The organism is Actinoplanes sp. NPDC051537 (assembly GCF_055586105.1).
Genome location: NZ_JBVJIU010000001.1, coordinates 655,091 through 670,611, shown reverse-complemented (window position 1 = coordinate 670,611; position 15,521 = coordinate 655,091). Strand labels below are relative to the sequence as shown.

At 73.3% G+C, this 15,521-nt stretch carries 17 protein-coding genes; 2 read left to right on the top strand and 15 right to left on the bottom strand.

Features of this window, described 5'->3' with window-relative positions; all coding sequences use genetic code 11:
- Nucleotides 1–89 precede the first annotated feature (89 nt).
- Nucleotides 90–932 (top strand): PHP domain-containing protein, encoded by an 843-nt coding sequence (locus ACZ6TB_RS03160; protein WP_465549978.1) that lies wholly within the window; start codon nt 90–92, stop codon nt 930–932.
- On the opposite strand, the gene ACZ6TB_RS03155 is transcribed toward ACZ6TB_RS03160, so the two are convergent.
- From ACZ6TB_RS03155 to ACZ6TB_RS03120, 8 genes are all read right to left on the bottom strand, one after another.
- Entirely contained in the window at nt 929–1,654 is a 726-nt protein-coding gene (locus ACZ6TB_RS03155) for an anti-sigma factor (RefSeq protein ID WP_465549976.1), read from the bottom strand. The genes ACZ6TB_RS03160 and ACZ6TB_RS03155 overlap by 4 nt on opposite strands.
- On the bottom strand, nt 1,651–2,250 hold the full coding sequence (locus tag ACZ6TB_RS03150; RefSeq protein ID WP_465549974.1) for a sigma-70 family RNA polymerase sigma factor: 600 nt from the start codon (nt 2,248–2,250) through the stop codon (nt 1,651–1,653). The genes ACZ6TB_RS03155 and ACZ6TB_RS03150 overlap by 4 nt, the downstream gene beginning before the upstream one ends.
- Before the next feature lie 70 nt (nt 2,251–2,320).
- A complete protein-coding gene (gene egtD / locus ACZ6TB_RS03145; protein WP_465549972.1) occupies nt 2,321–3,295 on the bottom strand; it encodes an L-histidine N(alpha)-methyltransferase in 975 nt (324 codons plus the stop codon).
- A complete protein-coding gene (gene egtC / locus ACZ6TB_RS03140) occupies nt 3,292–4,035 on the bottom strand; it encodes an ergothioneine biosynthesis protein EgtC (RefSeq protein WP_465549970.1) in 744 nt (247 codons plus the stop codon). Before egtC ends, egtD begins: the two co-directional genes overlap by 4 nt.
- Nucleotides 4,035–5,333, bottom strand: a complete 1,299-nt coding sequence (gene egtB, locus ACZ6TB_RS03135) for an ergothioneine biosynthesis protein EgtB (protein ID WP_465549968.1) — start codon at nt 5,331–5,333, stop codon at nt 4,035–4,037. The genes egtC and egtB overlap by 1 nt, the downstream gene beginning before the upstream one ends.
- Nucleotides 5,333–6,544: an ergothioneine biosynthesis glutamate--cysteine ligase EgtA gene (gene egtA, locus ACZ6TB_RS03130; protein WP_465549966.1), complete on the bottom strand. Its 1,212-nt coding sequence runs from the start codon at nt 6,542–6,544 to the stop codon at nt 5,333–5,335. Before egtA ends, egtB begins: the two co-directional genes overlap by 1 nt.
- Nucleotides 6,545–6,681: 137 nt before the next feature.
- The gene (locus tag ACZ6TB_RS03125) at nt 6,682–7,035 is read right to left on the bottom strand and encodes a winged helix-turn-helix transcriptional regulator (RefSeq protein WP_465549964.1); all 354 of its coding nucleotides are present in this window, start codon (nt 7,033–7,035) and stop codon (nt 6,682–6,684) included.
- Nucleotides 7,036–7,063: 28 nt separating this feature from the next.
- On the bottom strand, nt 7,064–7,858 hold the full coding sequence (locus ACZ6TB_RS03120) for an NAD(P)H-binding protein (RefSeq protein WP_465549962.1): 795 nt from the start codon (nt 7,856–7,858) through the stop codon (nt 7,064–7,066).
- A gap of 98 nt (nt 7,859–7,956) precedes the next feature.
- On the opposite strand from ACZ6TB_RS03120, the gene ACZ6TB_RS03115 reads away from it, so the two are divergent.
- Complete coding sequence (locus tag ACZ6TB_RS03115; RefSeq protein WP_465549960.1) at nt 7,957–9,114, top strand: FAD-dependent oxidoreductase; 1,158 nt, start codon at nt 7,957–7,959, stop codon at nt 9,112–9,114.
- On the opposite strand, the gene ACZ6TB_RS03110 is transcribed toward ACZ6TB_RS03115, so the two are convergent.
- The 7 genes from ACZ6TB_RS03110 to ACZ6TB_RS03080 all read right to left on the bottom strand — a co-directional run bounded on the left by ACZ6TB_RS03110 (nt 9,081) and on the right by ACZ6TB_RS03080 (nt 15,435).
- Complete coding sequence (locus ACZ6TB_RS03110) at nt 9,081–9,614, bottom strand: NUDIX domain-containing protein (protein ID WP_465549959.1); 534 nt, start codon at nt 9,612–9,614, stop codon at nt 9,081–9,083. The two genes, ACZ6TB_RS03115 and ACZ6TB_RS03110, sit on opposite strands and share 34 nt — an antisense overlap.
- 71 nt (nt 9,615–9,685) lie before the next feature.
- Nucleotides 9,686–10,858 (bottom strand): mannosyltransferase family protein, encoded by a 1,173-nt coding sequence (locus ACZ6TB_RS03105; RefSeq protein ID WP_465549957.1) that lies wholly within the window; start codon nt 10,856–10,858, stop codon nt 9,686–9,688.
- A gap of 1 nt (nt 10,859) precedes the next feature.
- Nucleotides 10,860–11,807, bottom strand: coding sequence for a glycosyltransferase family 2 protein (locus ACZ6TB_RS03100; protein WP_465549955.1), 948 nt, complete (start codon nt 11,805–11,807; stop codon nt 10,860–10,862).
- A 157-nt stretch (nt 11,808–11,964) separates the two neighbouring features.
- Complete coding sequence (locus ACZ6TB_RS03095) at nt 11,965–12,462, bottom strand: hypothetical protein (protein ID WP_465549953.1); 498 nt, start codon at nt 12,460–12,462, stop codon at nt 11,965–11,967.
- Nucleotide 12,463: 1 nt separating this feature from the next.
- Nucleotides 12,464–13,237, bottom strand: coding sequence for an alpha/beta hydrolase family protein (locus ACZ6TB_RS03090; RefSeq protein ID WP_465549951.1), 774 nt, complete (start codon nt 13,235–13,237; stop codon nt 12,464–12,466).
- Nucleotides 13,171–14,064, bottom strand: coding sequence for a DedA family protein (locus tag ACZ6TB_RS03085; RefSeq protein ID WP_465549949.1), 894 nt, complete (start codon nt 14,062–14,064; stop codon nt 13,171–13,173). Before ACZ6TB_RS03085 ends, ACZ6TB_RS03090 begins: the two co-directional genes overlap by 67 nt.
- A 123-nt stretch (nt 14,065–14,187) precedes the next feature.
- Nucleotides 14,188–15,435, bottom strand: coding sequence for a pyridoxal phosphate-dependent aminotransferase (locus tag ACZ6TB_RS03080; RefSeq protein WP_465549947.1), 1,248 nt, complete (start codon nt 15,433–15,435; stop codon nt 14,188–14,190).
- Nucleotides 15,436–15,521 lie beyond the last annotated feature (86 nt).

Below are 15,521 nucleotides of genomic sequence, written 5' to 3'. Positions count from 1 at the left end.
GCCTCGATGCGGCCCGGAAATGGTGAACTATTTCCGCATGATCATTCAGCGCGATAATTGACTTGGCCTTCCCGGTGGAGGATGGAACCGTGAGACTTCCCGGGGACAGTCATGTGCACAGTGAATGGTCGTGGGACACGGCGTCGGGGGACATGGAGCGGACCTGTGCGCGGGCTGTTGCGATCGGGCTTCCGGCGGTGGCGTTCACCGAGCATGTCGATCACGTGTCGTGGGCGGCGGCGACCGAGGGGCCATACGTCAGCGCGCACCTGACCGCCATTGCCGGGGTGGACGGCATCGTGCGTCCGCCGCCGTTCGATGTCGAGGGGTATGTGGAATGCCTTGAACGGTGCCGGGCGAAATTTCGGGATCTGCGGATATTTAGCGGGGTCGAACTGGGGGAGCCGCACTGGTTCGCCGAGCAGACCGCCGCGCTGCTGGAGGGGCATGACTTCGAGCGGGTGCTGGGGTCGCTGCACTGCCTGAAGGACGGGGACGGGGACGGGGTCGCCGAGCCGTGGGCGATCTATCCGCACCGGGACGCCGGCGACGTGCTGCGCGAATATCTGCACGGGGTCGTCGAGCTGGTCGACGGCTCGGACGCATTCGGGATCCTGGCGCACATCGACTACGCGCTCCGGTCCTGGCCGGGGAGGGACAAAGGGGACGTCGGCGAGTTCGAGGAGGAGTTCCGGGCGGCGCTGCGGGCCACGGCCCGATCCGGGCGCGCCCTGGAGGTGAACACGCGGATCCCGTTGCCGGCGACGATCCTCGGGTGGTGGCGGGACGAGGGCGGCGACGCGGTCAGCTTCGGGAGCGACGCCCATCTGCCGGACCTCGTCGGGCACGAGTTCCGGCAGGCGGCGGCCATGGCCGAGGCGTACGGCTTCCGCCCCGGCCGCCATCCGTACGAGCTGTGGGGCCGCGCCTAGAGCTCCACCGCCGCCACCAGCGGCATGGTCGGGGTCGTCGAGCCACCGGGCGGCTCGACCGAGATCCCCACCGCCGACGCGGCGTCCATGCCGGCGACGATCTGGACCGACGCGGTCTGGCCGGGGGCCAGGGTGCCCTCGGGGACGGGCTTGGCCGATCGGATCGTCCACAGCTGGTAGACCCGGCCGTCCGAGGGGGCGGCGCCGGCGGCGAGCATGATGACGCCGGCGTCGTGCAGGCGGGACGTCGCGACCGTGACCCGGCCGCCGCCGGTGACCGGGGACTCCTTCACCACGAGATCGGGCGAGGTCAGCACCGCTTGCAGACGGGCCGTCGCGGCGGAGGCGGCCTCGGCCCGGGCGTGCTCATCGCGTACGCGCGAGGTCTGCACCACCGCGACGGCACCCGCCGCCGCCAGCACCACCGCGGCCGCCGCGGCCGTCAGGATCCGCAGGCGCCGCGGGGAACGCGGGGGAGTGACCCGCGCGGGCGGAAGCTGCGCCACCGAGCCGATCGCCGCCATCACGTGCGTGCGCAACGCGGGCGGCGGCACCGACCAGGCGCCGTCGGCGAGCCGGGCCGACGCCTCGCGCAGCTCGTCCACCTCGGCCTGGCAGGCGGGACACTCGCGCAGGTGCCGGTCGAAGGCCGCCCGCTCGAGGTCGTCGACGGCGTCCAGCACGTACGCGCCGATCAGTGAATGCACGTCCGCGGCGGTCATGCCGTCACCCCCAGACAGTCCCGCAGCCTGATCAAACCGTCCCGCATCCGGGTCTTCACCGTCGGCAGCGGCGCCCCCAGCAGCTCGGCCACCTGCGGGTAGGTGTGGCCCTGGTAGTACGCGAGGGTGACCGCCTCGCGCTGCAGCTCGGTCAGGTCGGCGAGGCACCGGCGCACCTGCTGCCGCTCGAGCCGGCCGGAGACCTCGTCGGCCACCGCGTCGTACGGGACGTCGACCTGCGCCCGCCCCACGAAGGCCAGCCGCTCGCTCGCCGCCTGCTCGGCCCGCACCCGGTCGACCGCGCGCCGATGGGCGATCGTGCAGATCCAGGACGTGGCCGAGCCGCGCGCCGGGTCGAAGCGCGCCGCCGTGCGCCACACCTCGACCAGCACCTCCTGCGCGACCTCCTCGGCCTGCGCCGGATCGCGCAGCACGCGCCGGATCAGGCCGTAGACGCGGGGCGCGACCATGTCGTACAGCTTGCCGAAGGCCGTCTCGTCGCCGCCGGCCACCGCCCGCAGCAGATCGGCCGGATCCGGCCGGTCCGGCACGGGCGTCAGATGCTCCGGCCGGCGGCCGGTGCCCCGCTCCGCCATGGGTCCCGCCTTTCACGAGGGGGTGACACCAAGCATTCGGGACCCGCCGCCGCCCGGATGGGTGGGATTTTCAGTCCTGAAGGGCCGCCCGCGCCAGGGAGACGGCGAACAGCCCGTCCCGGTCGGTCCACCAGTGGTCGAGGGCGAACCCGGCCTCGGCCAGTTCCCGCTCGACGCCCGCGCGGCGGAACTTGGCCGACACCTCGGTGCGGACCTCCTCGCCGGCCGCGAAGTCGACGACCAGGCCGACCCCGGGGATGGTCACGCGCATCGGCCAGCGGGCGCGCAGCCGCATCTCGATCCACTCGCGTTCGGCGTCCCACAGCGCGACGTGGGCGAAGCCGTCGAGGTCGAAGTCGGCGTCGAGGCTCGCGTTGAGCACCCGCAGCACGTTGCGGTTGAACTCGGCGGTCACGCCCTCGGCGTCGTCGTACGCCGGGACCACCACGCTCGGGCTCTTCACGAGGTCGGTGCCGAGCAGCAGGTGCTCGCCCGGCTCCAGCACCGAGCGAACGTCGGCCAGGAAGGCGGCCCGCTCGGCCGGCACCAGGTTGCCGATCGTGCCGCCGAGGAACGCCACCAGCCGGTCGCCGCCGGTCGGCAGGTGTTTGAGGTGGCGGGTCATGTCGCCGACGATGTTGTGCACCGCGAGCCCGGGGTAGTCGGCCGTGATGCGCGCCGCCGCCGCGGTGAGCGCGCTCGGCGACACGTCCATCGGCGCGAACGTCCGCAGCGTGCCGGCCGCGGTCAGCGCGTCGAGCAGCAGCCGGGTCTTGGTCGAGTAGCCCGAGCCCAGCTCGAGCAGCGCGGTGGCCCGGGTGTGCGCGGCGATCTCGGCGGCATGGTCGGCGAGGATCTGCCGCTCGGCGCGGGTCGGGTAGTACTCGTCGAGCTCCGTGATCCGCTCGAACAGCTCGCTGCCCCGGGCGTCGTAGAACCACTTGGGCGGCAGGGTCTTGGTCTCGGCGGTGAGGCCGCCGATCACGTCGGCCCGCAGCGAGCGGGCCAGGTCGTCGGCGTCGAGGTGTACTTCGAGCTCGGTCACTTTTCTCCCAGCGGGGTGAGGAACAGGTCGGAGGCGGTGGCGGTCAGCAGGGTCCCGTCGGGGACCGCGCGCCACGCGGGGTCGTCGTCGAGCGGCTCGGAGGCCACGACGATCGCGCCGGGCCGGGTGCGGACGGACAGCGCATGGCCGGCGGCCGTCGCCGCGAGGTGCGTGCCGTCGGTGATCAGCAGGTTGAGCCGGGAGCCGGGCGCGGCGGCAAGCACATCGAAGATCACCGACTGCACAGAGGAGGAAAGCGGCTCACCCGCTCGCAGGCGGTCGCGGACCAGCAGCCACAGCAGGGCGGCGTCGGTCGGCGCGTCGAGCGTCAACATGTCGACCGCCGGCAGTGTTCCCGCCAGCTTGGCGACCGAGCCGGGCCAGCCGGTGACGACCCCGTTGTGGCTGAACAGCCAGGGGCCGTCACCGAACGGCGCGGCCGCGGACTCGGTGACCGGCATGCCCACGGTGGCGCTGCGCACGGCGGCCAGCACCGCGGGCGAGGTCAGCGTCGCGGCGAGCCCGGGAAGCGTGGTGTCGCTCCAGATCGGGGTGTGCCGCCGGTACCGCACCGGGCCGTCCGGGCCGTACCAGCCGACGCCGAACCCGTCCGCGTTGACCGTGCCGCCACCGCGCATGTCGCGCGGCGCCCACGACTGCCGGCTCAGCGAGTGCGGCGGATCGAAGAGCAACGCCGACAGGAGTACGGGTGGTCCGAGATACGCCAGATGACGGCACATCAGGCATCCCGCGCGCAGCGGAACCCGCTGAAGATCTGCCGGCGGATCGGGTAGTCCCAGTTGCGGAACGTGCCCCGGCAGGCCGACGCGTCGGTGCCGAACGAGCCGCCGCGCAGGACCTTGTACTCCGTGCCGAAGAAGACCTCGGAGTATTCGCGGTAGGGGAACGCGGCGAAGCCCGGGTAGCCGGTGAAGTCGCTCGACACCCACTCCCAGACGTCGCCGATCAGCTGGTGCACCCCGGCCGGCGACGCGCCCGCGGGATAGGCGCCGACCGGCGCCGGCCGCAGATGACGCTGCCCGAGGTTGGCGTGCTCGGCGGCCGGCGGGTCGTCGCCCCAGGGAAAGCGGCGCGACCGGCCGCTCGCCGGGTCGAACCGGGCCGCCTTCTCCCACTCCGCCTCGGTCGGCAGCCGTTTGCCGGCCCACGCGGCGTAGGCCTCGGCCTCGTAGAAGCAGACGTGCACCACCGGCTCGCCGGGGACGATTCGCGTCGTACGGCCGAACTGCCGGCACGCCCAGCCGTCGCCGTCCCGCCGCCAGTGCGCGGGCGCGGTCAGCCCCGCGGCCTGCCGGTGGTCCCAGCCCGCGGCCGACCACCAGCGCGGGTCGTCGTAGCCGCCGGCGTCGATGAACGCGGCGTACTCACCGTTGGTGACCGGCGCCCGGTCGATGTGGAACGCGGCGACGTCGACGACGTGCGCCGGCCGCTCGTTGTCCAGCGCCCAGGCCTCGGTGCTGGTGCCCATCGTGAACGGGCCGCCCGGGATGAACGCCTCGCCGGTCACCGGCGCGGCGGCGGGCGGCGGCGCGGGCGCCTCGAGGACCGGCGCCCCGGTGCGCAGCTGGTGGGTGGCGAGCATGGTCTCGTCGTGCTGCTGCTCGTGCTGCACGATCATGCCGAACGCGAACCCGTTGTCGAGCAGCGGCGACCCGTCGAGCCGGGCGTGGTCGAGCACGTCGAGCACCTTGTCGCGGACCGTCGCCACGTAGCGCCGGGCCTCGCCCGGACCGAGCAGCGGCAGCTGGGGCCGGTCGCGGCGCGGGTGCTTGAAGGCGTCGTACAGCTCGTCGATGTCGCGGCGCACCGGCTCGCGGCCGCCGACGTCCCGGACGAGCCACAGCTCCTCCTGGTTGCCGACGTGGGCGAGGTCCCACACCAGCGGGGACATCAGCGGCGAGTGCTGCCGGACGAGGTCGCCCTCGTCGACCGACTCGGTGAGCAGGGTGGTGCGGTCGCGGGCGCGGCCGAGCTCGGTGGCGACCGCGTCGCGCAGCCGGTCGTTCTGGTGGCTCATCACAGCTCCTCGGCGGTTCCGGCGGCACGCAGGCGCCGGTCGATGATGTCGATGACGGCGCCGTCCAGGCCGGGGGCGGCGAGCCGGGTGAGGGCCTCGGCGGTCCGGCGCAGCACCGGGTCGGCCAGACCCCGCCGGTACGCGGCGTGCCAGCAGCCGGCGACCGGCCCGGCGATCTCCAGGGCCCGTTCGGTGCGGGCCGGCTCGACGAACAGCGCGGCGATCAGCGCGACCGGCGCGATCCACTCGTCGCCGGGCTGGCTGTCGAGGTAGCGCACCTCGAGGTAGCCGCGCGGGCGGACCGGCGGGAACAGCGTGCTCAGGTGGTAGTCGACGTCGTCCTCGGTCGGCGCCCAGGGCAGCGCCCCGCCGGCCCAGTCGGCCAGGGTCGTCCCGGGTGGCGGGCGGTGGTACTCGCCGTCGCGCCGCACGCCGAGCAGGGGAGCGGCCAGCGCGTACCGCGCCCAGGCGCCGGCCGGATCGCCGGCCGGGCCGATCGGGGGATGGGTGACCCGCGGGTCCATGCCCCACCACGCCGCCATCCGGGCCGAGGCGAGGCCGGTGTCGCGCCCCGCGTGCCGGGCCGAGTTGGCGAACAGCGCGAGCAGCGGCGGCCCGAGCGCCAGCGCGGCGCCCCAGCGCAGCGGGAGATCGGCCGGGGTGCCGGCGTCGAGACAGACCTGGAGGCCCGCGGTGCTGCACATCATGATGCGGCCGTGCCGCCCGCGGGCGTCGAAGCTGCGCTCCATCGCCGTGTAGCGCGGCGTCTCGAGCAGGCGGCGGGGTGTGCGGTGCGGGTCGATGCCGTGCTCGCCGAGGCGCAGGCCGGCATCGTCGAGCAGCGCGGTGAGGTGGGCGAGATCGGCGGTGACGGCCGCGTGCAGCGCGGCGGTCGAGGAGGCCGGTGCCGAGGAGATCTCCAGCTGGCCGCCGGGCTCGATGGTGAGCGTGCCGCCGGCGGGCAGCGGATCGGGCGGGCGCCCCCCGGTGAGGAGGGCCGGCGTGTGCCGGCCGAGGGCGTGACGCAGGGTTTCGCGGTCGAGTGGCGCGCGGGGCGCCGCGGTGTGGTGCACGGTCCATTCGAGCTCGGCGCCGATCAGCGCCGGTGGGCCGGTCTTGAAGCAGATGGCGCGGATGTGCGCCTCCACTTCCTCCTGGGAACGCAGGCGGCGGCTGGTGGCCGCGGCCGCGTCGTGGTCGAGTGTCGTCACCGGACGGCCTCCCGTGGTCACGAAACGTAGGCCCTGCGGACACTACGGCGGGGGTCCGACAAACTCGGGAACGGCGGCCGAACCGGCGGCGGACAAACCCGTTCCTTCCAGCAGATTTACGCAGATTGTGACCTGCGTCACGGGCCCGGGAAGGCCCCGCGCGCCCTCTCCACGTCGCCCAGATGGTCGGCCTGCCACGACGCGAGCGTCGCGAACACCGGCCCGAGGCTGCGGCCCAGGTCGGTCAGCTCGTACTCGGCCCGGGGCGGCACCTCGGCGAAGTAGTACCGGGTGACCAGGCCGTCCCGCTCGAGCCGGCGCAGCCGCTCGGTCAGCACCTTGGCGCTGATCCCGCCGACGCGCCGGCGCAGGTCGACGAACCGCAGCCGGCCGTCGCGGTGCAGGGTGAGCAGGATCGGCGTGGTCCACCGGCTGAACACGATGTCGACGACGGGCCCGATCGGGCAGGCCGCGACCGGGGCGTCGTCCATGGCGTCAGTTGTAGCTCACGGGGGCCGGTCAGCGGAACGCGGCCGCGTTGGCCCGCGCCCACTCCGCGAACGGGCGGGCCGGCCGCCCGAGGACCTTCTCGACGTCGGGGCTGATCGTCTGCTCGCCCGCGGCCGGGGCGCCGAGGATGTCGAGCGTGCCGTCGGCGACCTCGGGCGGCATGAACTCCAGCATCTGGGCGCGGGCCTCGGCCCGGGTCTGCTCGGCGAACCGGATCGGGGCGCCGAGCGCCTCGGCGAGGTCGTTCGCACGGGCTCGGGGCGTCGTCAGGGCCGGGCCGGTGATCTCGTACGCCCGCCCGCCGTGGTCCTGGGAGAGAAGGACCGCCGCCGCGACCGCCGCGATGTCCGCCGGATCGACCACCGGCAGGCCCACGTCACCGAACGGCGCCGCGACCGTCCGCGCCGCCCGCACCGACGGCGCCCACGCGAAGGCGTTGCTCGCGAACCCGCTGGGCCGCAGATGCGTCCACTCCAGACCCGACTTCTCGATCGCCTCCTCGATCCCGCGCATCGCCGCGTGCGACGGCCGGGTGGCGACGGCCTGGGAAGACAGAAACACGATCTCCCGTACGCCCGAGGCCGTGATCACCTCGAGAAGCCGCTCCGGGTCGAGGCCGTCCCCCGCCCCCGGCACCAGCAGGAAGAGCGACCGCGCCCCCGCCAGCGCCGGCCCCAGGGTCGCCGGCTCGCGCAGATCGATCCCCGCCGCCCGGGTCACCGCCGTCACCTCGGCGCCGGCCTCGGCCAGCGTCCGCGTCAGCGACCGTCCCACGTTCCCGGTCGCGCCCACCACTGCGATCATTGTCGTGCTCCCTTCGGATCTGCGGAAACGCTAGGCCGCGCCGCCCATTGGTCACCTAGGGGAAACCGGCTGTGTGCTCCGCCACGTACAGTGCCGGGATGGGCGGGATCCGGGTCGCGGTCGCCGGGGCCGGGATCGGCGGGCTGGCCCTCGCGCAGGGGTTGCTGCGCGCCGGCGTCGACGTGCGGGTCTACGAGCGCGACGCCACGCTGGACGCCCGCGCCCAGGGCTATCGGCTGCACGTCGACTCGCGCGCCTCGGAGTCGCTGCGCAAGTGCCTGCCGCCGGCGCTGTTCGACGAGTTCCTGGCCACCACCGGGCGCCCGAGCCGCAAGGTCACCGTGCTCTCGCGGCGGCTGCGGGTGCGGCACGAGTGGTCGCCCGGCGGCCCGCCGTCGCCCGGCGGCCCGCCGTCGCCCGGCGGGCCGCCGTCGTTCAGCACGTCGGCGGATCGCGGCGTGCTGCGCGGGATCCTCGCGCGGGACGTGCCGATCCGCTTCGGCGCCGAGCTGACCGGGTACGCCGCCGACGCGGACGGCGTCACGCTGCGTTTCGCCTCCGGGGTTACCGAGCGTGCCGACGTGCTCGTCGGCGCCGACGGCGTGAGCTCGGCCGTCCGCCGGGTTCTGCTGCCGCACGCCGAGATCGTCGACACCGGCACCCGGATCATCTACGGCAAGACCTATCTCGACGACGCCACCCGGCCGCTCGTGCCGCCCGCCATGCACGACGGCTTCACCGCGATCACCGGCGGCCGACTGGGCATGGCGGCCGGCCTGGTCGAGTTCACCCGGCCGGGTTTGCGCGACTACCTGATGTGGGGCCTGTCCACGACCCGGCTCCCGGCGCGGCTCCCGGCGCGGCTCCCGGCCCGGCTCACGGGCCGGCTCCCGGCGCGGCTTACGGCGGCCGGCGTCGATCCGGCGTCCCTGCACGAGACCGCCCGGTGGATGATCCGGCGCTGGCATCCCGACCTGCGCGCCCTGGTCGCCGCGGCGGCGCCGGCCGAGACGTTCCTGATCCACGTCCGCACCAGCCGCCGCGTCGCGCCCTGGCCGCCGGGCCGGGTGACCGTGCTCGGCGACGCCATCCACGCGATGAGTCCGGCCCGCGGCTCCGGCGCCAACATCGCCCTGCTCGACGCCGCCAACCTGTGCGCGGCCCTTACCACGGGCGGCGCCGAGCCGGCGGCCATCGGCGACTACGAGGAGCGGATGCGCGACTACGGCTTCGCCGCGGTGGAGGCCAGCCGGTAGAGCGTGAGCGCGGCCAGCGACGGCGCGTCCACGATCCCGCCCGACCGGATCATCCCGGCGATCTCGTCGTCGGTGAAGGCGCGGTGCACCATGTCCTGCTCGCTCGGCTCGCGGTCGGGCTCACCCTCGGTGAGGCCGGTCGCGAGATAGACGTCAAAACCCTGCGTCGAGTAGCCGTACGCCTCGAAGAGGTGCCCGAGATGCGTCATGGTGGCCGCCCGCAGCCCCGTCTCCTCGGCCAGCTCCTGCCGGGCCGTCGCCGCCCGGTCGCCGCCCGCCGTGGTGCTCCCTTGCGGGAACTCCCAGGCCCGCCGCCCGACCGGGTAGCGGAACTGCTCGACCAGCCAGAAGCCGTCCGTGGTGCGCGGCAGCACCAGCGCGAAGTCGGGCTTCTCGACGACGCCGTAGATGCCCGCCGACCCGTCCGCCCGCCGGATCTCGTCCTCGCGCACGGTCATCCACGGGTTCGCATAGACCACGCGGCTGCTCACCTGCTCCATCCCACGATCTTCACACGCCACCAGGCCGGGTTGCGCCCGGCGACGTCACGGCCCCCACGGAGCGTCCACGGTCACGCGACCAGGAACGTGCCGGCCATGAAGACGACCAGGAAGACGGCGTGCAACGCGATGCCGGCGGTCAGCACCGTGCGGTCCACCAGGGGGTTGGCGCCGGCCCGGGCCAGCACCAGGAAGACGGCCACGGCCTCCATCGCGTAGCGGGCGGCGGACTGCATCGAGCGGCCGCCCACCTCGGTCGACGTCAGCATCAGCACCGTCAGGACGCCCTGGACGACCAGGTAGAGCTGGTCGCGGCGGAACGTCCGGGCGGCCACGGCCAGGAGCACGACCGCGACCAGGATCGTGCCGGCGTCGAGCAGGGCGCCGAGTGTGGACGGTGACAGCAGCGGGTGGGCGAACGCCTGCCGGAGGGAGATCAGCCAGGCCTCGCCGGGGAACGTGTAGCGGCGGCCCCACTGGTCCTGGGCGATGCTGAACGCCAGCGGGCTGCCCAGCTCCACCGCGCAGTAGACGGCGTAGCCGACCACGCCCAGGGGCACCAGCAGCAGGGCGAGCGCGTCGGGGCGCAGGCGGCGGGTCTGGCGCAGGTATTCGACCGCTAGCGGCGCCATCAGCAGCACCCCGAACAGCCGGGTGGCCGACGACAGCGCGCCCAGCGAGCCGGCCAGCCACCAGTGCCCGCGGCGCCCGGCGTACAGGGCGCCGATCGCCAGCAGCAGGAACAGCGACTCGTTGTAGCCGATGAACAGGAAGAACCCGGTCGGGAAGGCGGCCAGGTACCAGGTCGCCCGCTGAGCGGCCGCCGGCCCGAACTCGTGCTCGGCCAGCCGGTGCAGCACGGCCAGCGCGCCGGCGGCGGCCGCGTTCGCGACGACCAGGGCGGCGAACCGCGCCCCGCCCGGCAGCACCGCGTCGGCGACGTGCACCAGCAGCGGGTAGAGCGGGAAGAACGCCGGGAAGCCGGGGCCGAGGTGGTAGCCGCTCTCGGCGATCCGCACGTAGTGGCCGGCGTCCCAGCGGTTCCAGCCCAGGAACATCGTCGCCACGTCGGGAACCTGGCCGTCCCGGCGGGGCAGCGCGGCCAGCGCGCTCACGAGCAGGTGGACCACGGTGATGGCGGACCACACGGCCAGGGCCGAGAGGGCGGCCGCCCGCCAGGGGCGGCGAACCGGCGTCGCCGCGGGCTCGCGCGTCCCGGCCGGTCGCAGGAGGACGGCCGGCACGTCAGCGGCCCGTCGTCGCGTACGGCCGAATCAGGGAATCGGAGATCACCACGTACGCCGGCCGCCCCTGAAGTGTCGTGAAGATGCGCGCGACATACTCGCCCAGCAGGCCCAGGCACAGCAGTTGAAGCGCGCCCAGGAACACCATCGCGACGAAGAGCGACGTCCAGCCCGGCACGACGGTGCCCCACAGATGCAGGCCGAGGACGGCGCCGGCCAGCAGCACGCACAGCGCGATGCCGGCGCAGCCCAGCCACGTCGCGAACCGCAGCGGCGCGGCCGAGAAGCCGGTGATGCTGTCGGCGGCCAGGCGGACCATCTTCGTGAGCGGGTACTTCGAGCGGCCGGCCGCCCGCCGTTCCCGGGCGTAGGTCACCTCGCCGCTGGGCAGTCCCAGCCACGGCACCAGCAGCCGATAGACCGGCCGGTGCTCCGGCAGCGCGGTCAGGGCGTCCACGGCCGTCCGGCTGAGCAGCCGGAAGTCGCCCGCGTGCGGCGGCACCGGGCTGCCGACCACCCGCCGCACCAGCCGGTAGTACAGCCCCGCGGTCCACCGTTTGAACGGGCTGTCGGTGCTCCGGTCGGCCCGGACACCGTGGACCACGTCGAGCCCCGAGGTCTCGGCCAGCCGCAGCATCTCGGCGATGACCTCGGGCGGGTCCTGCAGGTCGACGTCGATGCTGACCACGTACTGCCCGCGGGCCCGGTGCAGGCCGGCGGTGAGCGCGTTCTGGTGCCCGCTGTTGCGCCGCAGCCGGACGACCCGCAGCTCGGGCCAGGCGCGGCGGATCGTCTCCAGCACCGCCGCCGTGGCGTCCCGGCTCCCGTCGTCGACGGTGATCACCTCGTACTCCACGGCCAGCGCGTCGAGCACGGGCCGCAGCCGCTCCGCGAACAGCGGAAGCACGTCCTGCTCGTTGAAGACCGGGACAACGACCGACAATCTCATGCGTACCTCCCCTTCGTGATCTTCAGCCCGGAGAGGTTGACCCAAAAAACAGGCAGAGCAGCAGCGCCGGTACGCGAGGTGGCACGTTCATGGGAGACGCACAGGAGACACACATCTCTTCTCGCCCCGCGGCGCAACGAATGCCGGTCCCGAGACGTCAGGGAAAGAACGGGCGCGCCCGCGCGACTCGCGTCACGCTGAACCGGGGCCGGCGCAGCCCGGCCCGCACGAACGCCATCACCACGTCGCTCACCGGCCACACGAACGAGGTGAGGGGACGGCGCGGACGGCTCGCCGCGGGCGCCGATCGGGCGCTTGGCGTCGTCCGGGCCGGTGCGCGGGTGGGCCCGGCCGAAGTAGTCGCCGCACACCTGGAGCAGACCTTCGCGGCCCGCCGCCGCGCCTGGGCGACGGCCACGTCGGAGAGGTCGACGCCGGTCGCCACCGCGCCGAGGTCGGCCCAGGAGAGCACCTCGTCGCCGAACGAGCAGGCGAGGTGCACGACCCGCCGGCCGGTGACGTCGCCGGCCAGGTCGCGCTCGACACCGGACAGCGTTCCGCCGCCGGCGCGGAAGTGCTCGATCGGCAGGCCGGCGCGGCGCGGGGCGATCTCGTTCCAGGCGGCGCGGCCGGCGGACGCGTCGAACGGGCTCATGTCAGCGGACGGATGCGGCCGGGAAGCCCAGGTGGCGGGGCAGGAACTCGTCGTCGACGCCGGTCCAGCGGATCGTCCGGTGGTCGCCGGGGTTGGCGTGCAGGGTCTTCTCCCGGGAGGCGAACGCGTCGAACAAGGCCAGCGACGACTCGCGGCTCACGTGTTCGTCGTCCCAGGGGAGCAGGAACTGGACGGGGACGGTGACGTGGCGGGCGGCCTCGAGCAGCTCGTCGTAGACCACGAAACCGCCGCCGAAGATGGCGGCCCGGATGCGGGGGTCGGCGGCGGTCAGCATGATGCCGATCGCGGTGCCCAGGGAGACGCCGCCGCCGTAGGCGACGGGGGCCGTCTCGCCGATCCACGGGAGGCGCTGGAGGGCGTCGAGGGTTTGCTGCCACTCGGGGACGGCGACGGCGGCCAGGGCGGCGCCGTAGCGGGCGCTCACCGACCGGATCTGCTCGCCGTCGCCGGAGGTGTATGCCTCGCGGAGATCGTCGCGGGCCCGGAGGTCGGCCGCCGAGCGGGGGCGGTCGCCGTGGCCGGGGGCGTCGATGGCCACGACCGAAAAGCCCCACGTGGTGACGGCGTCGCGGGCGCGGGCGACCAGGCCGGGGGTCTTCTTGTGCAGGCCGCCGCCGTGGCCCATCAGGATCAGCGGCGCGTGGGCGGCGGCGTCGACCGGCGACCAGAGCGCGCCGGGGATCGGGCCTACGGTGAAGTCGCGTTCGAGGACCGCGTGCGAGCGGGACTCGGCGGTGAAGCGTACGGGAAACATCTCGTGCCTTTCGGAGAGGGAACACCGGCGTGCACGGGTCTCACCTCCTCGGGTCGGTCGAGCTCGGCGGACGCTATCAGGGCGCCCGCCGAGCCGGCCAGCCAATTTCGGGCGGTCTCCAGCTTCGAGGCGCCGGCCTCCACCGTGCGGGTTCGGGGCCGGGTCGAGCCCCTTGAGCGGGGCCTGTGTGCCCCTCGGGAATGGGTGGTGGTGACCCGCTCGGCCGGCGTGCTCACGACGGGTGCGGGCGGGGCGAACAGGTGCTGGACGAGGACGGCCAGGCCGGAGATGCCGAGCGCGACGGCGCAGGCCAGCAGGAAGCCGAGGAACGGGCGCCCCGCGAAGACGGCGCCGCCGAGGTAGCCGATGAGGCTCGCCTCGATCGACCACAGCACCACGCCGGCCGCCGTGTACCAGTGGAAACGCACCGCCGGGTAGCCGACCACGCCGGCCGCGAGCGCGGTCGTCGAGCGGCCGCCCGGCAGGTAGCGGGCGAAGACGATGACGAGCCCGCCGCGGCTGTGCAGCAGGCGCTGCACCCAGGCGTGCAGCGCCCTCGCCCGGCGGTGGCCGAGCCTGGCCTGGACGGAACCGGTGCTGCGGCGGCCGATCCGGAACGAAGCCTGATCACCGAGGTACGCCCCGGCGGACGCGGCCGTGATCAGCAGGAGGAGGTGCGGGCGGCCCGTCCCGGCCGCCGCGACGCCGCACGCCACCACGGTGGACTCGCTGGGCATGAACGGCAGCAGCGCGTCGAGCCCGGCCACCACGAGGACGACCACCAGGACCCACGGGCTCGCGGCGAGCGTGTCGAGGTAGTGCGGCATGTCGTAACCATGGGGGATCAACCGAACACCCATATGTACGGCAATCGAACAACGGACCGTGAGTTCGGCTTCGTTCGCCTAGAGTGTGGGTGGGGGCACCCCCGCCAGGGCGCCCCCGCCCATCTACTGGTTCGCCGCTCGCCGCCCGGTGTATTCCGATCGGCGGGTCGGATATTGGATCAGGTTGTTCGGGACGTCGTCCATCGTGTTGTCCCATCCGCCGCCGCGCATGTCCTCGTACTGCGGGCGCTGCTGGAACTGACGGCCGTAGTCCATCATCCCGTCGATCAGCCGGTCGACGTCCCGGGCCGGGCGCACCACGAGCCGCATGAACTGGCTGGTCATGCCCAGCTTGTTGCCGCACTCGCGGGTGTAGACGGCGTGGTTGGCGACCAGGAAGTCGCGCAGCGCCGTGCCGGACCACTCGGTCGGGAGCTTGACCAGGATGAAGTTGCCCTGCGACGGGAAGATCGTCAGTCCCGGCACCCGGGACAGCTCGCCGGCCATCTGGCGGCGATCCCGGCTCAGCAGGCGCAGGCTGTCCTCGTACTCCTCCTCATGCTCCTGAATCATGAAGACGACCTTCTCGGCCAGGGAGTTGAGGTTCCACTTCGGCAGCGCCTTGCCGATGGTGGCGGCGATGGCCGGGTTGGCCAGCATGTAGCCGAAGCGGATGCCGTGCAGCCCGAAGTTCTTGCCGAGGCTCTTGAGGACCACCGTGTTCGGCCGGATCACCGCGTCGGGGCCGACCGAGGGGTACTGCTCGGCGTCCGAGAAGTCGATGAACGACTCGTCGATCACCACCAGGTCGAGGTCGCCGAGCATGTCCATGAAGCGGATGACGTCGCGGCGCGGGATGTAGTTGCCGTCCGGGTTGTTGACGTTGCAGATCACCGCGACCCGGGAGTTGCGCTCGCGGATGAAGCGCACGTAGTCGTCCAGGTTGAGCCGGAAGCCGTCGCGCTCCTGCAGCGGGAACATGTCGACCCGCTTGCCGGTCTCGAACGGCTGGTCGGTCCAGCGCCCGAACGTCGGGATCGGGATCGCCACGCTCTCGGAGATCAGCAGGTGGTCGATCCAGGTGATCAGCTCGGTCGAGCCGTTCGCCATCGCCACCGTCTGCGGGTGCAGGCCCAGCACGCTGGCCAGCTTCTTGGTGATGCCCATCGAGTCCGACGGGTAGTACTTCAGGATGTTCTTCAGGTCGCGGGACAGCTCGTCGAACATCTCCGGCGTCGGGAAGTACGGGTTGCAGGGGATGCAGAAGTCGACGATCTCGACGCCGTCGCCGGCACTTCGAGCGAGATCGAAATAAGACGCACTATGTGCTCCCTTGTGCAGGATCGAGGTGTCGATTCCGGTCCCGGCCATCGCGACTCCTTCTCCGTCCTCCCGGCTTCATCGCCGTTCGTCAGTACGGGTGAGAGGCGCGTTTCGTTCAGCTCCGGGGCGGCGAA